Origin of the sequence: Erythrobacter sp. HL-111, from assembly GCF_900105095.1 — a bacterium.
GTDB lineage: Bacteria > Pseudomonadota > Alphaproteobacteria > Sphingomonadales > Sphingomonadaceae > Erythrobacter.
This window is the reverse complement of record NZ_LT629743.1, coordinates 1643475-1661692: the sequence shown is the minus strand read 5'-3', so window position 1 is coordinate 1661692 and position 18218 is coordinate 1643475. Positions and strand designations below refer to the sequence as shown.

Genomic DNA, 18218 nt, shown 5'->3' with positions numbered 1-18218 from the left:
TCTCGGTCCTCGTTGACGGCAACCGAATGGCGGATGCCGTTTTCAATCCCGTGACGGTCTCGGCAAGGTCAGGCCCCAAGTCCGGGGCCTTGCGGTCTCACGCGGTAACGGCCGGTCCGGTCCGTCCGTTCCCCGCGTGAGCCGTTCCTTCGAATCAGTCGATTCGAACCGTCCGCAGATAGGGCTTGATGGTGGTGAAGCCCTGCGGGAAGAGCTTGCGCGCTTCCTCGTCGCTGATCGAGGGCGGGATGATGACCTCGCCGCCGGGCATCCAGTTGGCCGGAGTCGCGATCCGCGCCCGGTCGCTGAGCTGGAGGCTGTCGATGACGCGCAGGATCTCGTCGAAATTGCGCCCGACGCTCATCGGGTAGGTCATGATCAGGCGGATCTTCATCTCGGGGTCGATGATGAAGACCGAACGCACCGCGGCGGTTTCGCTCTGGTCCGGGTGGATCATGTCATAGCTGCGCGCGATGGTCAGGTCGGGGTCGGCCACGATCGGGAACTGCAGGCTGACGCCCTGCGTCTCGTCGACGTCGCTGATCCAGGCACGGTGTTCCTCGACCGTGTCGGTCGACAGGCCGAGCGGCTTGACGTTGCGCTTCTCGAACTCGTCGGCGAGCTTGGCGGTCATGCCCATCTCGGTGGTGCAGACCGGGGTGAAATCGGCCGGATGGCTGAAGAAGAAGACCCAGCTGCCCTTGGCCCATTCGTGCAGGGTGATCGGGCCGGAGGTGGTGTCGACGGTGAAATCGGGGGCGGTGTCGCCGATGTGCAGGCTCATGATGGTTGGCTCCTTGTTGTTGGTGCCTTTCCCTAGCGCGCCTGCTCGGCAGGCGCCAACTCAATTACACAATTAGCATAATCGGTTTTCCTGACCATGTGAAATAGGGCAATTGCCGTTGCAATCGGCTCAAACCCAGCCTTCGGTTGCGAAAAATCGCAATCGATGCGCGCGATCTCGCCTCTCCCCCGAAATGCAAGGGGTGCCGCCCGCGTCCATGCGGGCGGCACCCCCCGGTGCCTCGCGGTCCGCCGCGCCGATGGACGGACGGCGCGGCGGGTCGCAGGGAAATCAGAACGAGAAGCCGGCAGTCAGCTTGTAGAAGTCGCCGTCATTGCCGTCCTCGATATCGGCCCCCGCGGTGAAGCGGGCGAAGAAGCCGTTCGAGGTCGTGAACTGCACGTAGGGGCCAAGCCACTGGTAGGCGACCGCGGTCGATCCGCCGGGGAAGGTGTTGCGCGTGTTGCTCAGCAGTTCGTAATGCGCCCCGGCCGAGAAGTTCGGGTGATCTTCGCCCCGGCGTTGATCCAGGTGTGGAGGAAGTCGAGCGCGGCGTCATCGTTGCGATTGCGGAGCGCGGCGTAGTAGCCGCCGTAGAATTCCGCTTCGAAGGCATCGTCCGAATAGTTCATCGTCAGGCTCGGCACGATGCCGTCGGCGAAATTGCCGCCGGTGCCGGCCGCAACCCCGTTCGGGTCGCGCGCGCCGCCCGACAGCAGGGCGCCGTTGGTGAGGCCGATCTGCGGCTTGACGACGAGATTGCCGGTGTAGATCGCCGCGCCGACGCCGAATTCGGTCCACAGGTCGGAGCCGAGCCCGGTGCCGAAGGCGTCGGTGGTCCAGATGATGCCGTAGAAGCTGAAATCGACGTTTTCGCTGACCGGGATCAGCCCGTTGAAGGCCGGGTAGAACCCGAAGAAGGCATCCTGGTTGAGCGTGACGGTGAAGCTTTCCGAACGCCCGCCGGTCCCGTCCTGCGCGGCGGCGGCAGCGGCAGCGGCGGTGACGGCGACTTCGCCCGGAGCGGCGGCCGCGACGGTCGCCGGGGCGGCGGTGAGTGCGAAATCGCCCGCGCCGAGCGTGCCCGCGGCGGTGCTCGGCACCGTGATCGTCTCGCTGCCGGCTTCGGCGACGGGGTTCATCGCATCGAGCGTTTCGGCAAGCTCGAGCGCGCTGTCGTCGATGACGATCGTCGAGGCGAAGGACTGGACGGCAAGGCCATCGTCCTTGGCTGCGGCGGGCGCAGACGCCGCCGCGATCGCGAGAACGAGCGGGGCGTGAATAAGCGAGTTCTTCATATGGAACGCTCCTTCGAAAGAGGCTGGGGTGCGTTCCACCTGCGATTGATGCGTGCCGGGGCCTCTGTTCGGAGCGGGACCGTGCGCGGATCGAACCATGTCCAATTGATGACACCGGGGCAAGCGGCCAGAGCCACCCGGCACCCGATTCCGATGTTGCGTTCCACAAAGGCCACACGCAGTTTTCGTGCGTGCAAGCGGCGCTGAAAGCCAAGATCGTGCGGCGCGCGGCCCTGCGCCCGGTCCGGCACCGACCGACCGGCCGCGCGCGAAGGCCGATTACCTCGGCGGCATCCGGATCGCCCCGTCGAGCCGGAACTGGTGCCCGTTGATGTAGGAATTGCGCGCGATCTCAAGGATCAGCGAGGCGAATTCCTCCGGCTCGCCAAGGCGCTTGGGAAAGGGAACGGACGCGTTCAACTGCTCCCACATCGCGGGATTGCGGTCCTTCATGCCGAGCATCAGCGGCGTGGCGAAAATGCCGGGCATGACCGAATTCACGCGAATGCCCACGTCCATCAGATCGCGCGCCATGGGCAGGACAAGGCCGTTCACGCCCGCCTTGCAGCTGCCGTAGATGACCTGCCCGATCTGGCCGTCCTGCGCCGCGACGCTGGCGGTGAGCACGATCGCGCCGCGCTCTCCGTCCTCGTTGAGGGGGTCCGCATTCGCCATGCCGAGCGCCGAGATGCTGGCGACGCGGTAGCTCGCGACGAGGATGCCCTCGGCCCCGAACGCGTAATCTTCGGTCGGCAGGCGCCTGTATCCGCCCGCCTGCTTGTCCCAGCCGAGCGTCTTGCCCCGTTTCGAGGCCATCGCGCAGTGGACCGTCACGCGTTCCTGCCCGTTCGCCGCGCGCGCCGAGGCGAAGCCCTGTTCGACCGAATCCTCGTCCATGATGTCGACATGGTGGAAGGTCCCGCCGATGGCGGCAGCGTGTTCCTCGCCCGCAGCGTCGTTGATGTCGAAGATCGCGACCTTGAGCCCCGCCTGCGCCAGCGCCGCCGCGCTCGCCCGGCCGAGCCCCGATGCGCCGCCCGTCACCACGGCGGCCATTCCCTGTTCCAGTTTCATGCCCTCTCCCTTGTGCCTGAGGCGGCCAGCCTAGGCGCGCGGCGCCGCGCGCGCCACCTGTCGATTTGCGCGGGGGAGGGGTGTTTCGCGCGGGGGCGAGGGTGATAGGGCATTCGCGCCATCGATCGGGGAATTCATGGACAGCTTCCTTTTCACCCTGCTGCTCGTCTTTGCCATCGCGCTGGGCGGGCGCGACCAGCTTACCGTGGCGCAGCTGTCGGATGCGCTCGGGCGATCGGGGCCATTGCTGGGCGTGGGGCTTACCTGTTCGGCCGCCAGCGCCGCCGTCATGGCCTGGGCCGGCGCGAGCCTCGCCGCGATCCTGCCCCAGCGCGCCGCCGAGATGCTGGTCGCCTTCGCGCTCGCCATCGCCGCCTTCGAGCTGGCGTGGCCCGCGAGGGCACGGCGCCCGGCCGAGCCGACCCGCTCGCTGGGCGCGATCGGGATCGTGATCCTGGCACGGCAGGTCGGGGACGCGGCACGGTTCGCGGTGTTCGCCTTCGCCGCGGAGGCGGTCTACCCTGTCGTGACGGTGATCGGCGGGGCGCTCGGCGGCGGGGCGGCGATCGCGCTCGGCTGGTTCGCCGGAGCCCGCGGCCTCGCGCGGTTTCCCCTGCGGACGGTCCGGCTGGTGCTCTCGGCCTTGCTGTTCCTTGCGGCGCTCTTCATCGGACTGAACGCTCGTTACCAAGCCTATTGATTGGAAAAGCGATCATTGCGAATTGCCCTTTCGGCGAAACGATCCGCGCCTTCGCTCGTTGATCCGGTGAAACAAAATGATGCAGGCCTTTGCAATTCATTCGCATTGGCAGGATCGCATCTGAAGCAAAGGAGAACCGCACATGTCCGACCAATCCAATTCGAAAGCCGCCCTTCTCGCCGAACTGAACGGCCTGCTTGCCGATCACTTCGCGCTCTACACCAAGACCAAGAATTTCCACTGGCACATCAAGGGGCCGCGCTTCCGCGACCTGCACCTCCTGTTCGACGAACAGGCGATCGAGATCCGCGACCAGATCGACGATATCGGCGAACGCGTCCGCAAGCAGGGCGGCGAAACGCTGACCTCGATCGGTGCGGTTGCCAAGCACACCCAGATCAAGGATCAGGACAGCACCTCGCTCTCCCCCGATGAGATGGTTTCCGAACTGCGCGACGACAACCAGAAGGTTGTCGCCCGGCTCAAGAAGCTCAAGGGCCTGTGCGAGGAAACCGGCGACAACGCGACCGACGGGCTGGTCGACGACTGGACCGACATGGCCGAAGAGCGCGTGTGGTTCCTGTCCTCGATCCTCGGCTGACCCGACACGTGCCCGAAACGCGGCCAACGCGTTCGCAGGAGGAGGACCGTTTCCGCCGGGCGGAGACGGTCCTTTTGCCGTGCCCCGCGCCATGAACGAGGTCGAAATCATCGAAGCGGCCGGAACCGGCGCCATCGCCGCCTGGCTCGACCGACACCTGTCGGCCGCGTCCCGAAAGGCCGCTGGCAGGATCGCGATCACGATTCCGGGCGGCTCCACCCCCTTTCCGATCATCGCGGGCCTCGTCGAACTCGACCCCGGACCGCCGTGGAGCGCGATCGAGGTGTGGCCCAACGACGACCGGATCGTGCCGGAGGATCACGCGGCCTCGAACAGCGGCCGGATGCGCGCCCTGCTCGAACCGGCAGGCGCGCGCCTGTGCACGCTCGCACAGGATCGCGAGCCGCCGCATTTCGCGCTCACCTGGCTCGGCATGGGGACGGACGGGCACACGGCCTCGCTCTTTCCCAACATCGATCCCGGGCTCGACGATCCGCTTGCGATCCGCCGCGTGACGCCCGATCCGCTGCCCGCGGACGCGCCGTTCGACCGGATCACGCTGACCCTGCCGGCCCTGCTGGATACCGACGCGATCCTCCTCACGCTCGGCGGATCGACGGAGAAGCGCGCGCTGTTCGATGCGGCGCTGCGGGGCGGGAACGACCTGCCGATCGCGCGGGTCCTGCGGGCGGCAAAGGCGCGCGCCATTGCGGTGACATGCTTCGCCTGATCGCCGGGGCGACGGAACGCCTGCTGCCCGCTTGGCTCCACCGCGCGCTGCTGCCGCTCGCCCACCGCCTGCGCCATCGCTGGCGGCGCTGGCGGCGCGTCCCGATCGAGGGCTGCGCGGTGGTGATCGAGAACGGCGCGGGCGAAATCCTGCTGCTGCGCCATTCCTACGGCCCGCCCGCCTGGATGCTGCCGGGCGGGGGAATCGCGAAGGGCGAACGGCCCGCGCTCGCCGCCCGGCGCGAGATCGCCGAGGAACTCGCGATGGCGCTCGACCGGCTCGATCCCGTCGCGGTGCTGAGCGAGGAGATTTCCGGATCGCCCCACACGGCGCACGTCTTCGCCGCGACCAGCCGCGACCGCCCCCGGCCCGACCGTCGCGAAGTGATCGAGGCGCGCTTCTTCCCGCTCGCGGCCCTGCCCGAACCGCTCGGACCGAGGACCGCGAGCCGGATCGCGGCGTGGCAGGCCGGGCGCCGCCCCGGCTAGAGCAGGGAGAGCTGCGCCTCGTCGCGGTGCGGTTCCGCGATCTCACCGCGGTCGAGGTTCGACAGGGTCAGTCCCATCAGCCGGATCGGCATGGGCAGCGGCAGCGCCTCCTCCAGCAGTTCGCGCGACACCCGCGCGAAATGCGGCTTGTCCGCGATCCACAGCCCGGGCCGCGCGGGGATCGACTTCGCCCGCGTGTTGATCCGGAAATCGGTGTATTTGAGCTTGAGCGTCACCGTCCGCCCGCGCGCCTCGGCCCGCTCGATCCGCTCCCACACGATATCGACGATCTCCTCCAGAGTTTCGCGCAGCGCCGCCGCCTCGCCGATGTCCTGCGAAAAGGTGCGTTCCCCGCCGACCGACTTGCGCACGCGATGCGGGCGCACGGGCCTCAGGTCGATGCCGCGCGCCGCCCGGAAGAGGTAGTCGGCGAAGGAGCCGAAATGGGCGCGCAGGAAGGCGATGTCCTTCGCGGCGAGGTCGGCGCCGGTTTCGATGCCGAGGCGCTTCATCTTTTCCTCGGCCTTCGGCCCGACGCCGTGGAAGCGCCGGATCGGCAGCCCCGCGACGAAGGCCGCCCCTTCGCCCGGGCGGATGACGCACAATCCGTCGGGCTTGTTCTGGTCGCTCGCGAGCTTGGCGAGGAACTTGTTGTAGGAAACGCCCGCGCTCGCGGTGAGCTGCGTCTTGGCGCGGATTTCCTGGCGGATCAGCTCGGCGATGCGGGTGGCCGAACCGATGCCGAGCCGGTCCTCGGTCACGTCGAGGAACGCCTCGTCCAGGCTGAGGGGTTCGACCAGCGGGGTGTGATGGTCGAACACCGCACGGATCTGGCGGCTCGCCTCGCGATAGGCCTCGAACCGGCTTTTCACGAAGACGAGGTCGGGACACAGGCGTTTCGCGGTGACCGAGGGCATGGCGCTCCTCACCCCGAACCGGCGCGCCTCGTAGCTTGCGGCCGCCACGACGCCGCGCCCGCTCGCGCCCCCGACGGCGACCGGCTTGCCCCGCAATTCCGGGTTGTCGCGCTGCTCGACGCTGGCGAAGAAGGCGTCCATGTCGACATGGATGATCTTCCTCAGCCCGCCGGAGTCCTCTTCCGGCCGGGCGGGATCTTCGGTTGCGGGGGTATCCTGCGGCACCCGGCGAGGATAAACTGCTCGGTGTGCGGGGAAAAGTTTTCGCTTGCTACCCATCGGAACTTTCCCGCGCGACCGTGATTTTGTGCATATGCGAAAAGAAGAGTGGTCTTCGGGCGAGCCTGCGGGCAAGGGGCCGGGCATGGCGACCCCTGCCGTGACCTCTTCGCGCTCCTCGCGCCTTGGCGAGACCGAGCTGATCTGGCTGATGGCCCTGCTGATGGCCCTGCAGGCCTTCGGCATCGACGCGATCCTGCCCGCGCTCGACGAACTCGCGCTCGACCTCGGCGTTCCGGGGAACGAGCGGCAATTCGTCATCGGCGTCTACCTGCTGACCGCCGGTGTCGGCGCGCTGGTGCCCGGCGCGCTCGCCGACCGGTTCGGGCGGCGGCCGGTGCTGCTCGGATCGATCGGGATCTACATCGTCCTCAGCCTTGCAAGCTCGCTGGCGCCCAGTTTCGACGTGCTCGTCGCGATCCGCGCCGCGCAGGGCTTCTTCGCCGCCGGGATCATCGCCCTGCCGCCGGCGATCATCCGCGACAGGGTCGGCGGCGACCGCATGGCGCGCATGATGAGCCTCATCTTCGTGATCTTCATGCTCGTCCCGGCGATCGCGCCGAGCATCGGGCAGCTCATCCTGCTGGTCGCCGACTGGCGCATGGTGTTCGGGGCCATGGCGCTGCAGGGGCTCGCCATGGGCACCTGGGCGTGGTTCCGCCTGCCCGAAACGCTCGCACCCGAAAACCGCCAGCCGATCCGCGTCGCGCCCATCGCCCGCAACATGGCGCGCGCGCTGAGCCTGCCGAGCGTGGTGGGTTATGTCTTCGGGTCGTCGCTGGTGTTCGGCGCGCTGTTCGGCTTCATCAATTCCTCGCAGCAGCTGGTCAGCGAGACCTTCGGCGCGGGCGACATCTTCCCCATCGTCTTCGGCATCTGCGCGGGCGCGATGGCGCTTGCGAGCTGGTCCAATTCGCGCATCGTCGAACGCTTCGGCGCGCGCCGGGTGAGCCACACCGCGCTGTTCGCCTTCATCGCCGTGTCGAGCGTGCAGGTCGGCGTCGCCTTCCAGAGCGAACAGAGCCTGTGGGTCTTCGTGCCGCTGATGGCGGTGAACATGGCGCTACTGGGCTTCATCGGGAGCAATTTCGGGTCGATCGCGATGAATCCCTTCTTCGCCATCGCGGGCGCGGCGAGCTCGGTCCACGGCTTCGTGCGGATGACGGTCGCCGCGGTGCTGGGTGCGGCGATCGGCTATGCCTTTGACGGGACCGCGCAGCCGCTCGCCCTGTCGCTGCTCGCCTCGAGCCTCGCCTGCCTCGCGCTCGTCCTCTACAGCGAGAAGGGTCGCCTGTTCGGCCCGCCCGAGCCGGAAATGGGTTACGGCCAGGACGCGGCAAAGGCGTTCGACTGAGGTTCAGCGCCCGCTTTCGAGCCTGCGCCAGGCGAGCCCCGCGAATTCGCACAGCAGCGGCCGCGTGTCGCGCGGGTCGATGATGTCCTCGACATTGAAGCGTTCGGCGCTGCGGAAGGGCGAAGTGACCTTGGCGAGCCTGTCCCTGATCGCTGCGAGTTCGGCTTCCGGGTCCTCGGCTGCCTCCAGTTCCGCCTTGTAGGCGACCTCCAGCCCGCCCGCGATCGGCAGGCTTCCCCAATCGCCGGAGGGCCAGCAGAAACGGTATTGATACCTTTCGGCATTGCTCATCGCGCTGCCCGCAATGCCATAGGCGCGGCGCAGGACGACGCTGGCGAGGGGCACGGTCGCGCGGTAGATCGCGTTCATCGCATTGACGCCGTAGCGGATCGTCCCCGCCATTTCCGCCTCGCGCCCGATCATGAAGCCGGGGTTGTCGACGAGGTGGACGATCGGCAGGCGGAACTGGTCGGCGAGTTTGACGAAACGCTCGACCTTCTCGGAGGTTTTGGCCTCCCACGATCCGCCAAGGTAGCTGGGATCGCTCGCCACCACCGCGACCGGCCAGCCGTCGAGCCGGGCGAGGGCGGTGATCGCGGCGCGGCCCCAGTTCCGGCCGATCTCGAAGACCGTGCCCTCGTCAAGGATCATGTCGAGCGCGCGGCGCATCGAATAGACCTGTTTCGGATCGCGCGGGACGAGGGAGAGCAGCGCCTCCTCGCGCCGGTCCGCGGGGTCGGAGCATTCGGCGCGGCGGGCGGGCTGGCCCACATATTCGGGCATGAAGCTCAGGAAATGCCGCGCGCGGGCGAAGGCCTCGGCCTCGCTCGAAACCTCGTCGTCGACCACGCCGTTGCGGGTGTGGATTGCGCTGCCGCCGAGCGCCTCCTTGGCGTCCTCGTGGCTGGCCGATCCGTCGCGATAGGACTCGCCCATCGCCTCGACCACCGCGGGGCCTGCGGCGAAGATCTGGGAAAGGCCCCTGACCATGACCGAATAGTGGCTGGCGACCGTGCGCGCCGCGCCGAGACCCGCGGTTGGCCCGAGCGCCAGCGCCACCACCGGCACGGTTTCGAGATTGGTCACCACGTCGCCCCAGCCGGGCACGGCGGGAATGTAGGTCGCGCCGATCTGTTCGAGGGTCTTGACGCTGCCGCCGCCGCCCGTCCCGTCGATCATGCGGATGATGGGCAGGCGCAGCTCGTGCGCCATCATCTCGGCCTGCACCATCTTGCGCGCGATCCCCGCATCCGCCGCGCCGCCGCGAATGGTGAAATCGTCGGCCGTGGCGACGACGGGGCGGCCGTTGATGGTGGCCTTGCCGAACAGGAAGGGGGCAGGGGTGACGGAGGCGAGGTCACCGTTTTCGTCGTAATGCCCGCGCCCCGCGATCTTGCCGATCTCGCGGAAGGAGCCTTCGTCGCACAAGGCCGCAAGCCGCGCGCGGGCGTCCATCTTCCCGCGCCCATGCTGCCGCGCCACCTTGTCGGGGCCGCCCATCTGCTCGGCCAGTGCCTCGCGTTGCCGCAGTTCTTCGAGTTCCTTGGCCCAGGTCATAAGCTCCCCTTCCCTTGAGGGAAGGGGTTGGGGGATGGGTGTACCACGCCCGCGGATGTCGAACCCCCACCCCCGACCCCTCCCCAAGGGGAGGGGAGATTTACGCGCATTACTCCCCCGCAGGCACCACCGTGCACAACACCGCCTCGACCTGCACTTGCCCGCCGGCGCTGACCGCCAACCCCTCGATCACCCCGTCGAAGGGCGCGGTGAGGGCGTGTTCCATCTTCATCGCCTCGAGCACCATCAGCCGCTGCCCGGCGGTGACGGTCTGGCCTTCGCTGACATCGACCGCGATGACCTTGCCCGGCATGGGAGCAATGATCGCGCCATTGGCGGCGGAGGCTTGGCTGGTGCCGCGCGCCGCCAGTGCAAAATCGAAGGCAGAACCCTCGTTGAAAACGACGATTGTCTCGCCAATGACCGTCCCCGTCATCACCGGCGCATCACCTGCGTCAGTGGAGTAAAGGTCGCCATCGTCGCTAACGACACGAAGCGTATCTGACCACGCTTCATCGAGGTCGATGACCCGCGCGCCTTCGAGGCCGGAGATCGCTACTGTGTTGCGCTTTGGAGCGTTGAGGCGAAATCCAGCAAATGGAGCTTCATTGCAACGATCAGTCGAGAGCATCGCCGCGACTTTCCATGTGGCGTCATCTGCGGCGGTCGATGGAATGAGCTTTCCGCCTTTGCGTTCGATAAAGCCGGTATCCAATACGGCATTGCGGAAATCTTCGTCGTCGATCGCGCAAGCTACGAATCCCGCATTCGTCCGGACCGGCCAGACTTCCGTGGTGGTCAGTCCATTCTTTAGATCGTCAATTGCCTGATCGCGTGTTTCCGCATGGCTGATGAGTTTCGCGATCATGGGATCGTAGAAGGGTGAGATTATACCACCGCTCTCTACACCAGTTTCGACGCGCTCGAGGTCGCCGAACTTGAGATGCTCAAGCGTTCCCGTGCTCGGCAAAAACCCCTTGGCGGGATCCTCCGCATAGAGCCGCGCCTCGATCGCGTGGCCGTTGATCGACAGCTCATCTTGCCGCTTGGGCAGCGCCTCGCCGCTCGCGACGCGCAGTTGCCATTCGACCAGATCGACGCCGGTGATTTCCTCGGTGACCGGATGCTCCACCTGAAGCCGCGTGTTCATCTCCATGAAGAAGATGCGGTCCGCCCTCAGCCCCTCCGACGCGTCGGCGATGAATTCGATGGTGCCCGCACCCTCGTAATCGACCGCCTTGGCAGCGCGCACGGCGGCGGCGCAGATCGCTTCGCGGGTGGCCGCGTCCATGCCGGGGGCGGGGGCTTCCTCGATCACCTTCTGGTGGCGGCGCTGGAGCGAGCAGTCGCGCTCGAACAGGTGGACGACGTTGCCGTGGGCGTCGCCGAACACCTGCACCTCGATATGGCGAGGCGAGGTGATCCACTTTTCGAGCAGGACCTCGTCATTGCCGAAGCTCGCCTTGGCCTCGCGGCGACAGCTTTCCAGCATCGCGGCGAAGTCGGCGGGGGCATCGACCTTGCGCATCCCCTTGCCGCCGCCGCCCGCGACCGCCTTGATGAGGACGGGGTAGCCGATCGCCTCGGCCTCCGTGGTCAGCCGTTCAAGCGACTGCTCCGCGCCGAGATAGCCGGGGGTGACAGGAACGCCCGCCTCGATCATCCGCGCCTTGGCAGCGTCCTTCAGGCCCATCGCCTCGATGCTGGCGGGCTTCGGCCCGACCCAGATCAGCCCCGCTTCCAGCACGGCTTGCGCGAAGGCCGCGTTCTCCGAAAGAAAACCGTAGCCCGGATGGATTGCCTCGGCTCCCGTTTCCTTCGCCGCCGCGATGATCTTTTCGCCGACGAGATAGCTTTCGGCAGCGGGCGAGGGGCCGATATGCACCGCCTCGTCGGCCTGGCGCACGTGCAGCGCCCTGGCATCGGCATCGGAATAGACCGCGACCGTCGCGATCCCCATGGTCCGCGCGGTGCGGATGATGCGGCAGGCGATCTCGCCGCGATTGGCAATCAGGAGCTTTGTTATCATCGCCGACGGGTTAACCGGCCCCCGCGCGGGTGTCGAGACGGGGAATGGCGGCGAGGGTCAGCCCGAAGGCCGGAAATCCGCGATCCCCCAGGTGATCGGCCCGTCCGGGTGCTTCTCGCGGTTGATCGCGGCCGACAGGAACGCACGCGCGCCGTAGAGCGCCTTTTCCCAGCGCGGGACATAGGTGCGGCTGTTCCACGCCTCGGTCCCGCGGGCGCGCACCTTGCGCCCGATCGCGCCGTAGATGCGCGCGGCGGAAAGCACCGCCCAGCGGCTGCGGAAGGGCAGGCGTTCCGCCCCGACGCGCGCCGCCGCCTCGTGCTTTTCGACCAGCGCGACCAGCCGCGCGGCCATGGCGGCGAGTTCGCGGCGATGGTGCGGTTTCGTATGCTGGCCGGGCTCGATATCCTGTTCGACCAGCCATTCGATCGGCAGGTAGCACCGCCCCGCCGCGTCGTCCTCGACGATGTCGCGCGCGATGTTGGAAAGCTGGAAGGCAAGCCCGAGATCGTTCGCCCGGTCGAGCGTTTCCCGGTCCTCGGGCGAAACCCCCATCACCACCGCCATCATCACCCCGACCGCGCCCGCGACATGATAGCAATAGCGCATCATGTCGGCCTCGGTCCGGGGGCGCCAGTCCTCGGCGTCGAGCTGGAAGCCCGCGATCACGTCCTCGGCCATGGCCGGCGTCAGCCCGCATTCCTTCGCGACGATGCCCAGCGCGTCGAACGCCGGGTCGCCCGTCGGCTGGCCCGCGAAGGCGCGCGCGGTGAGCCGGCGGATATGGGCGAGGCGCGTCGCGAGGTCGGACTGGTCGCCCAGTTCGCCGCCCATGTGCTGGTTGTCGGCGATGTCGTCGCAGCGGCGGCACCAGGCGTAGAGCAGCCACGCCCGCTCGCGCGTTTCGGGATCGAACAGGCGCGCGGCGGCGGAAAAGCTCTGCGAGCCGTGCTTGATCGCAAGGCGCGCGTGTTCGACCAGCTGCGCGCGGCGTGTCGGTTCGAAAGAGGGTTCCACGCCCATCGCCGCGCCGCCCGCCCTTTTAGAGGTCCTCGGCCTTCATGCGGAAGATCGGGGTGTGGGGAACATAGGCCTGCATCCTGTCGAGCAGGTCGGGCAGGCGCGTGGCGTGGATCAGGATGTTCTGGTGCGCGGGCCGCACGAAACCGACCGCTGCCATGTGCGCGTTGAAGGCGATGAGATGGTCGAAGAAACCGTAGGCGTTGAGGAGCCCGACCGGGTCCGAATGGTATCCGAGCTGCGCCCAGCTCATCGCCTCCCACAATTCGTCCATCGTGCCGACCCCGCCGGGCAGGGTCACGAAACCGTCGGAGAGGTCGGTGAACTTCTGCTTGCGCTCGTGCATCCCGGAGACCGCGATCAGCTCGTCGCAGTCGTGATTCGCGACCTCGGCGCGCACGAGGCTTTCGGGGATGATCCCGATGACCTCGCCGCCGGCCGCCTTCGCGCCCTTGGCGACCGCGCCCATCAGGCCGAGCCTGCCGCCGCCATAGACCACGCCGATCCCGCGCTGGGCAAGCGCGGCGCCGACATCTTCGGCCAGCTCGATATAGCGAGGATCGGCCGGACTGGCGGAGCCGCAATAGACGGCAAGACGTTTCATGATTCCTCCCCGGAACGGGGAGGGGGGCCAGCCGCAGGCTGGTGGAGGGGCATCATCACCTTGTCAATCCGTTCATCGCAAATCACGACCAGCCGCGTAATGACCGCGTCCAAATCTTCAAGCACCCTTTTGGCCGGAATACGCGTTGTCGCGATCCCCTGCGAACGAAGGAATGCCGAGCGCTGACCGTCGCGCTCGGCCCTCTGGGTGCTTTCGTGTACCCAGCCGTCGATCTCGATGTCGAGCCGCGCCCTCGTGCAGTAGAAGTCCAGCACGAATTCTCCTGCCGGATGCTGGCGACGGAATTTGTATCCGCCCGGTCGCTTTCGAAGCTCACGCCAGAGCAGGGTTTCCGGCAGCGACATCTCGCTCCGCAGCTTGCGCGCGCTTCACCGTGTCGCGCGGGCCGGTAATCACGCGGGGTGCCCCTCCACCATGCTGCGCATGGTCCCCCTCCCCGTGTCGGGGAGGATCACGCGTCCACCCGCGCCAGGTCCTCCAGCATCAGCCCGGCAGTGGCCTTCGCGCTCCCCACCACGCCCGGAATGCCCGCGCCCGGGTGGGTGCCCGCGCCGACCAGGTAGAAGTTCCCGATCACGTCGTCGCGGTTGTGGCCGCGCAGGTAGGCGCTCTGCCACAGCACGGGTTCGAGGCTGAAGGCGCTGCCCATGTGGGCGGAAAGGTCGGTCGCGAAATCCTTGGGCGCGTAGCTGAACTTGGTCACGATCCGTTCGTGGATGTCGGGGATCAGGCGGCGTTCGAGCTCGTCGAGGATCATCTTTTCGAGTTTCGGCCCGACCTCGTCCCAGTCGACCGGCATCTTGCCCATGTGGGCGACGGGGACGAGCGCGTAGAAGGTGCTCATGCCCGCAGGCGCCATTGAGGGATCGGTGACGGTCGGGTGGTGCAGGTAGATCGCGAAATCCTCCGGCAACACGCCGTTCGAATAGATGTCGTCGAGCAGGCCCTTGTAGCGGTTGGCGAACAGGATCATGTGGTGCGCGATGCCCGGCCACGTGCCCTTCAGCCCGAAATGGACCACGAACAGGCTGGGCGAAAAGCTCTTGCGGCCGAGCGACTTCGCCATCTTCTGCCCGCGCTGCGAACCCGACAGCAGGTCCTTGTAGGAATGCATGATGTCGGCATTGGAAGCGACGGCGTCGAAACGCTGTTTCCAGCCCGATTTCGTTTCGACCTCGGTCGCGCGCGTGCCCATGGTGTGGACCTGCACCACCGGATCGCCGACGCGCATCGTCCCGCCGAGCCGTTCGAAATGGCGCACCATCCCGGCGATCAGGCGGTTCGTGCCGCCGCGCGCCCACCACACGCCGCCGTCCTTTTCGAGCTTGTGGATCAGCGCGTAGATGCTCGAGGTCTTCATCGGATTGCCGCCGACCAGCAGCGAATGGAAGCTGAAGGCTTCGCGCAGCTTGTCGTTCCTGATGTAGCTCGACACCATCGAATAGATGCTGCGCCAGGCCTGTTCGCGCACCAGCGCCGGGGCGGCTTTCAGCATGGTCTTGAAATCGAGGAAGGGCACGGTCCCGAGCTTGAGATAGCCTTCCTCGTAGACGCGCTGCGAATATTCGAGGAAGCGCGCATAGCCCACCACGTCTTCGGGTTCTAGCTTGGCGATCTCGGCGTTGAGGCTGTCCTCGTCGTTCGAATAGTCGAAATTCGTACCGTCGGGCCAGTTGAGGCGATAGAAGGGCATGACCTTCATCAGCTCGACATCCTCGGCGATGTCGTGGCCGGTCAGCTGCCAGAGCTCCTCGAGGCAGGGCGGGTCGGTGATGACGGTTGGCCCGGCATCGAAGGTAAAACCGTCCTTTTCCCAGAAATAGGCGCGCCCGCCGGGCTTGTCGCGCGCCTCGACCACGGTGGTCGCGATGCCGTGCGACTGGAGCCGCAGGGCAAGGGCCATGCCGCCGAATCCCGAGCCGATGACGCAGGCCTTCCTGCCGGCATAGCGTCCGGCCATCGCGGGATCGATCCCGCGACCGGCGGGGTTTGTCGGGGCAATCGGCGTTTCGGCGTTCATGCCGTTTTCTCCATTCTGAAAGGCTTTCCGCGCGAAACCATCGCACGCATCGCACGGCCTATAGCTACGGGCGGCTTGCCGCTGAGGATGCGAAGCCGGTCGGGCCAGGTCGACTGGCCGGCATAGAAACGTTCGACGAGCTCGCCCGACAGGCCGTAGAAATGCTTGAACACGTTGACGCGCCGTCCGGGATCGGCCGCTTCGAACAGCATCCGCGAAAGCATCCGGTAAAAGCTCGTCTCGCGCCAGTGGTGCCGCGCGCGATCCTCGCAGAAGCGCGCCAGGTCCTCGCCCGTGGTGTCCGGGTGATCGGCCAGCAGCGCGGCGATTTCGACCGCGTTGGAAGCGGCGAAGGGCAGGGTGTAGCTGGTGAGCGGGTGCGAAAAGCCGCCGCGCGATCCGGCGATGGCGACGCCGGGAATGGCGAGGTCTTCGATCACGCCTTCGAAATCCCCGCCCGAGATCACCGGCAGGATGCCCGTTTCGCTGCCGATCACCTCGCCGCGCCAGCCTTTTGTGCGGGCATAGGCGCGGGTGCGGCTGGCCAGCAGGTCGCGGTCCATCCGCGGGTGGTCGGCGTAATAGGTGTCCTCGACGAAGACCTCGTCCTCGCTCAAGGGCAGGACATAGACGAAGCGGTAGGCCGCGCCGTTGCCGTGGGGGGCGAGCTGGTCGACCGTCGCGTCCATGATGACGGGGCGGGTGAGGCCGTGGGGTTCGTGGCAGCGGATGTGCTGGCCGAGGAAGACCTGCCACCCGCCCGCGAGCTTGTCCGACGGCCTGAAGGTGCGGCAGTCCACCACGCGCCTGGCCGCGATCCGCGTCCCGTCCGCCAGCGTCACGCCGCCCGCGTCGAGCCCGGCCACGCGCTTGCCGAGAAGCAGGTTTTCCGCCGGGATCGCCGCGGCGAGATGCTTGTGGAAATCCTCCGAGGCGAGCGAGCGATAGGAGGTGCCGAGCGTGCGGCCATAGCCCGGAAAGGCGATGTCGTAGCCCGCATCCCAGCGCGCCAGCGGGAATTCGCCGAGCAGGTCGGCGCAGGCTTCGGCAAGGTCGGTCGCGAACCAGCTCCAGCGGTGGTTGCCGCCGAGCGTCTTGCCCGCCTCGACAAGGGTGAAGCGGATTGCGGGCGCGCGGCGCAGCAGCGCGAGCGCAAGCAGGCCGCCTGCGAGCCCGCCGCCGACGATCACGACGTCGCGCGGTTCGAGCTCGGCCGGCTTCGGTCCGCGCTGCGCCTCGGGGCCGGTGGCGGGGGTCGGGGACGAGTCGCTCATGCCGCTCCAGCCCTACCCCGCGCCGCCGGGGGGAGCAATGACAAGCCCGCCCGGGTGACGCCGCCGTTGCCGCCCCCGCTGCCGCGCAGCGGGAAAGGCACGGAACGGGCGCGGGCGCGCGGGATTGATTGCGGCAATCGCATGAAATAGGCCGATGGGGTCCGATGCACGCCATGCCATTGCCAAGAGCCGCCCCGCTTGAACAGGGTCTTGCCCCCCGGCGCCCACGGGTGAAAGGATATGTCGAGCCGGGCGGCGGCGAGGCGAACCGGGGAGGGAAAGGCCCGGTGCAGCCGACGCCGGCCGCGCCCCTCGTCCCCGGGCCTCGCCGGTCCCTCGTCCCCGATCCAGCCCGCCAGGAGTTGTCCCCCGTGAAGTCACCCCCGCCGTTTTCGCTCCCGCTCTCCTCCGCCCTCGCGCTGGCGCTCGCCGCCCCCGCCGCTGCCGGTGAAGCGCACGCCCTGCGCGCCGAGCCCGCCGCCCTCGGTGCCGATCGGGTGACGGCGGGAGCGGAGGGCGACGCCGGCTTCGATCTCGCCGCAGCGAAGGGCGCGCAGGACGCGCCCGCTTCCGCGGCCCCGCAGGACGGGGCGCAGCAGGAGCAGGAGCGGGAACAGGAGCCGGAGCCGGCGCGGGAGGAGGAGGCCCCGGCCGACGCGCGGCTGCCGACTGGGATGCAGGGCATGAAGCCGGTGTTCGACCGCAACTGGGTGACGCTCGGCCTCGGCGCGGGACTTGTCCCCAGCTATGCCGGGTCGGACGACTACATCGTCTTTCCCCTGCCGCTGATCGTCGGCCGGCTGGGCGGCGTGGGGCTCAACCCGAACGGCCCAGGCATCACGCTCAACCTGCTTTCGCAGCGCGCCGTGCCCGGCCAGCCCGGCGGGACCAGCTTCCAGTTCGGCCCCGCCTTCCGCATCAGGAACGACCGCAATGCGCGCATCGTCGACGAAGTGGTGGAAGCCGCGGGCAAGCTCGATGTCGCTGCGGAAGTCGGTGTCAATGCCGGGGTGAGCTTTCCGCGCGTGCTCAACCGGTTCGATTCGCTGACCGTGGCGACCCAGGTGCGCTGGGACATCCTCGGCGCGCATAACGGGATGCTGGTCGAGCCGAACATCGGCTACACCACGCCGCTCGGCCCGGCGACGGTGATCAACCTGCAGGTCGGGATGCAGTTCGTCGACGACAGCTTCGCCGACTACTATTTCACCGTCGACCCAGCCCAGAGCGCGGCGAGCGGCCTGCCGCAATTCCGCGCCGATGGCGGGCTCAACAGCGCCGGGACGACGGCGATCATCAATTACGACCTCAGCGGGAACGTGCTCGACGGGGGCTTCAGCATCTACGGCGTGGCGGGCTATTCGCGCCTGTTCGGGGACGCGCAAGACACGCCCTACACGGCCCTGCGCGGCAATCCCGACCAGTTCATCGGCGGGATCGGGGTCGGCTACACGTTCTGATTTGCGAA

At 67.7% G+C, this 18218-nt stretch carries 16 protein-coding genes and 1 pseudogene; 6 read left to right on the top strand and 11 right to left on the bottom strand.

Features of this window, described 5'->3' with window-relative positions; genetic code table 11:
• Nucleotides 1-154 precede the first annotated feature (154 nt).
• The 3 genes and pseudogenes from BLU08_RS07820 to BLU08_RS07810 all read right to left on the bottom strand — a co-directional run bounded on the left by BLU08_RS07820 (nt 155) and on the right by BLU08_RS07810 (nt 3156).
• The gene (locus BLU08_RS07820; RefSeq protein ID WP_090197787.1) at nt 155-784 is read right to left on the bottom strand and encodes a peroxiredoxin; all 630 of its coding nucleotides are present in this window, start codon (nt 782-784) and stop codon (nt 155-157) included.
• Nucleotides 785-1075: 291 nt separating this feature from the next.
• A pseudogene (locus tag BLU08_RS07815) lies at nt 1076-1926 on the bottom strand (DUF6733 family protein).
• Nucleotides 1927-2361: 435 nt separating this feature from the next.
• Nucleotides 2362-3156 carry an SDR family oxidoreductase gene (locus BLU08_RS07810; RefSeq protein WP_090197780.1) on the bottom strand — a complete coding sequence of 265 codons (795 nt, stop codon included), beginning with the start codon at nt 3154-3156 and terminating at the stop codon, nt 2362-2364.
• A 136-nt stretch (nt 3157-3292) separates the two neighbouring features.
• Between BLU08_RS07810 and BLU08_RS07805 the strand changes: the two genes are divergently transcribed.
• From BLU08_RS07805 to BLU08_RS07790, 4 genes are all read left to right on the top strand, one after another.
• Nucleotides 3293-3856, top strand: a complete 564-nt coding sequence (locus tag BLU08_RS07805; protein WP_090197777.1) for a hypothetical protein — start codon at nt 3293-3295, stop codon at nt 3854-3856.
• Between the two features lie 142 nt (nt 3857-3998).
• Entirely contained in the window at nt 3999-4457 is a 459-nt protein-coding gene (locus tag BLU08_RS07800; RefSeq protein WP_090197774.1) for a Dps family protein, read from the top strand.
• A gap of 91 nt (nt 4458-4548) precedes the next feature.
• The gene (locus tag BLU08_RS07795; protein WP_090197771.1) at nt 4549-5187 is read left to right on the top strand and encodes a 6-phosphogluconolactonase; all 639 of its coding nucleotides are present in this window, start codon (nt 4549-4551) and stop codon (nt 5185-5187) included.
• A complete protein-coding gene (locus BLU08_RS07790; protein WP_090197768.1) occupies nt 5175-5675 on the top strand; it encodes an NUDIX hydrolase in 501 nt (166 codons plus the stop codon). Before BLU08_RS07795 ends, BLU08_RS07790 begins: the two co-directional genes overlap by 13 nt.
• Here BLU08_RS07790 and dinB read toward each other — a convergent pair.
• On the bottom strand, nt 5672-6817 hold the full coding sequence (gene dinB, locus BLU08_RS07785) for a DNA polymerase IV (RefSeq protein WP_255361259.1): 1146 nt from the start codon (nt 6815-6817) through the stop codon (nt 5672-5674). The genes BLU08_RS07790 and dinB overlap by 4 nt on opposite strands.
• A 139-nt stretch (nt 6818-6956) precedes the next feature.
• Here dinB and BLU08_RS07780 point away from each other — a divergent pair, with 139 nt between their 5' ends.
• Nucleotides 6957-8225 carry a multidrug effflux MFS transporter gene (locus tag BLU08_RS07780; RefSeq protein ID WP_090197763.1) on the top strand — a complete coding sequence of 423 codons (1269 nt, stop codon included), beginning with the start codon at nt 6957-6959 and terminating at the stop codon, nt 8223-8225.
• Nucleotides 8226-8228: 3 nt separating this feature from the next.
• Here the strand turns inward: BLU08_RS07780 and BLU08_RS07775 are convergent, their stop codons facing one another.
• The 7 genes from BLU08_RS07775 to crtY form a co-directional block, all read right to left on the bottom strand.
• Entirely contained in the window at nt 8229-9782 is a 1554-nt protein-coding gene (locus BLU08_RS07775) for an acyl-CoA carboxylase subunit beta (protein ID WP_090197760.1), read from the bottom strand.
• A 109-nt stretch (nt 9783-9891) separates the two neighbouring features.
• A complete protein-coding gene (locus tag BLU08_RS07770; RefSeq protein ID WP_090197755.1) occupies nt 9892-11811 on the bottom strand; it encodes an acetyl/propionyl/methylcrotonyl-CoA carboxylase subunit alpha in 1920 nt (639 codons plus the stop codon).
• Between the two features lie 57 nt (nt 11812-11868).
• Nucleotides 11869-12834: a phytoene/squalene synthase family protein gene (locus BLU08_RS07765; RefSeq protein WP_090197752.1), complete on the bottom strand. Its 966-nt coding sequence runs from the start codon at nt 12832-12834 to the stop codon at nt 11869-11871.
• Between the two features lie 19 nt (nt 12835-12853).
• Nucleotides 12854-13435: a TIGR00730 family Rossman fold protein gene (locus tag BLU08_RS07760; RefSeq protein ID WP_090197748.1), complete on the bottom strand. Its 582-nt coding sequence runs from the start codon at nt 13433-13435 to the stop codon at nt 12854-12856.
• On the bottom strand, nt 13432-13800 hold the full coding sequence (locus BLU08_RS07755) for an endonuclease domain-containing protein (protein ID WP_090197745.1): 369 nt from the start codon (nt 13798-13800) through the stop codon (nt 13432-13434). Before BLU08_RS07755 ends, BLU08_RS07760 begins: the two co-directional genes overlap by 4 nt.
• A gap of 107 nt (nt 13801-13907) precedes the next feature.
• Nucleotides 13908-15416 carry a phytoene desaturase gene (locus BLU08_RS07750; protein ID WP_090201158.1) on the bottom strand — a complete coding sequence of 503 codons (1509 nt, stop codon included), beginning with the start codon at nt 15414-15416 and terminating at the stop codon, nt 13908-13910.
• Nucleotides 15417-15472: 56 nt separating this feature from the next.
• Nucleotides 15473-16750 carry a lycopene beta-cyclase CrtY gene (gene crtY / locus BLU08_RS07745; RefSeq protein WP_090197742.1) on the bottom strand — a complete coding sequence of 426 codons (1278 nt, stop codon included), beginning with the start codon at nt 16748-16750 and terminating at the stop codon, nt 15473-15475.
• A 371-nt stretch (nt 16751-17121) separates the two neighbouring features.
• Here crtY and BLU08_RS07740 point away from each other — a divergent pair, with 371 nt between their 5' ends.
• Nucleotides 17122-18210: a MipA/OmpV family protein gene (locus tag BLU08_RS07740; RefSeq protein WP_233995900.1), complete on the top strand. Its 1089-nt coding sequence runs from the start codon at nt 17122-17124 to the stop codon at nt 18208-18210.
• Nucleotides 18211-18218: the final 8 nt, after the last annotated feature.

Bases quoted from the DNA above. Each gene is read 5' to 3' on its own strand.
- BLU08_RS07820 (WP_090197787.1), bottom strand. From the start codon at position 784: ATGAGCCTGCACATCGGCGACACCGCCCCCGATTTCACCGTCGACACC.
- BLU08_RS07810 (WP_090197780.1), bottom strand. From the start codon at position 3,156: ATGAAACTGGAACAGGGAATGGCCGCCGTGGTGACGGGCGGCGCATCG.
- BLU08_RS07805 (WP_090197777.1), top strand. From the start codon at position 3,293: ATGGACAGCTTCCTTTTCACCCTGCTGCTCGTCTTTGCCATCGCGCTG.
- BLU08_RS07800 (WP_090197774.1), top strand. From the start codon at position 3,999: ATGTCCGACCAATCCAATTCGAAAGCCGCCCTTCTCGCCGAACTGAAC.
- BLU08_RS07795 (WP_090197771.1), top strand. From the start codon at position 4,549: ATGAACGAGGTCGAAATCATCGAAGCGGCCGGAACCGGCGCCATCGCC.
- BLU08_RS07790 (WP_090197768.1), top strand. From the start codon at position 5,175: ATGCTTCGCCTGATCGCCGGGGCGACGGAACGCCTGCTGCCCGCTTGG.
- BLU08_RS07780 (WP_090197763.1), top strand. From the start codon at position 6,957: ATGGCGACCCCTGCCGTGACCTCTTCGCGCTCCTCGCGCCTTGGCGAG.
- BLU08_RS07775 (WP_090197760.1), bottom strand. From the start codon at position 9,782: ATGACCTGGGCCAAGGAACTCGAAGAACTGCGGCAACGCGAGGCACTG.
- BLU08_RS07770 (WP_090197755.1), bottom strand. From the start codon at position 11,811: ATGATAACAAAGCTCCTGATTGCCAATCGCGGCGAGATCGCCTGCCGC.
- BLU08_RS07765 (WP_090197752.1), bottom strand. From the start codon at position 12,834: ATGGGCGTGGAACCCTCTTTCGAACCGACACGCCGCGCGCAGCTGGTC.
- BLU08_RS07760 (WP_090197748.1), bottom strand. From the start codon at position 13,435: ATGAAACGTCTTGCCGTCTATTGCGGCTCCGCCAGTCCGGCCGATCCT.
- BLU08_RS07755 (WP_090197745.1), bottom strand. From the start codon at position 13,800: ATGTCGCTGCCGGAAACCCTGCTCTGGCGTGAGCTTCGAAAGCGACCG.
- BLU08_RS07750 (WP_090201158.1), bottom strand. From the start codon at position 15,416: ATGGCCGGACGCTATGCCGGCAGGAAGGCCTGCGTCATCGGCTCGGGA.
- crtY (WP_090197742.1), bottom strand. From the start codon at position 16,750: ATGAGCGACTCGTCCCCGACCCCCGCCACCGGCCCCGAGGCGCAGCGC.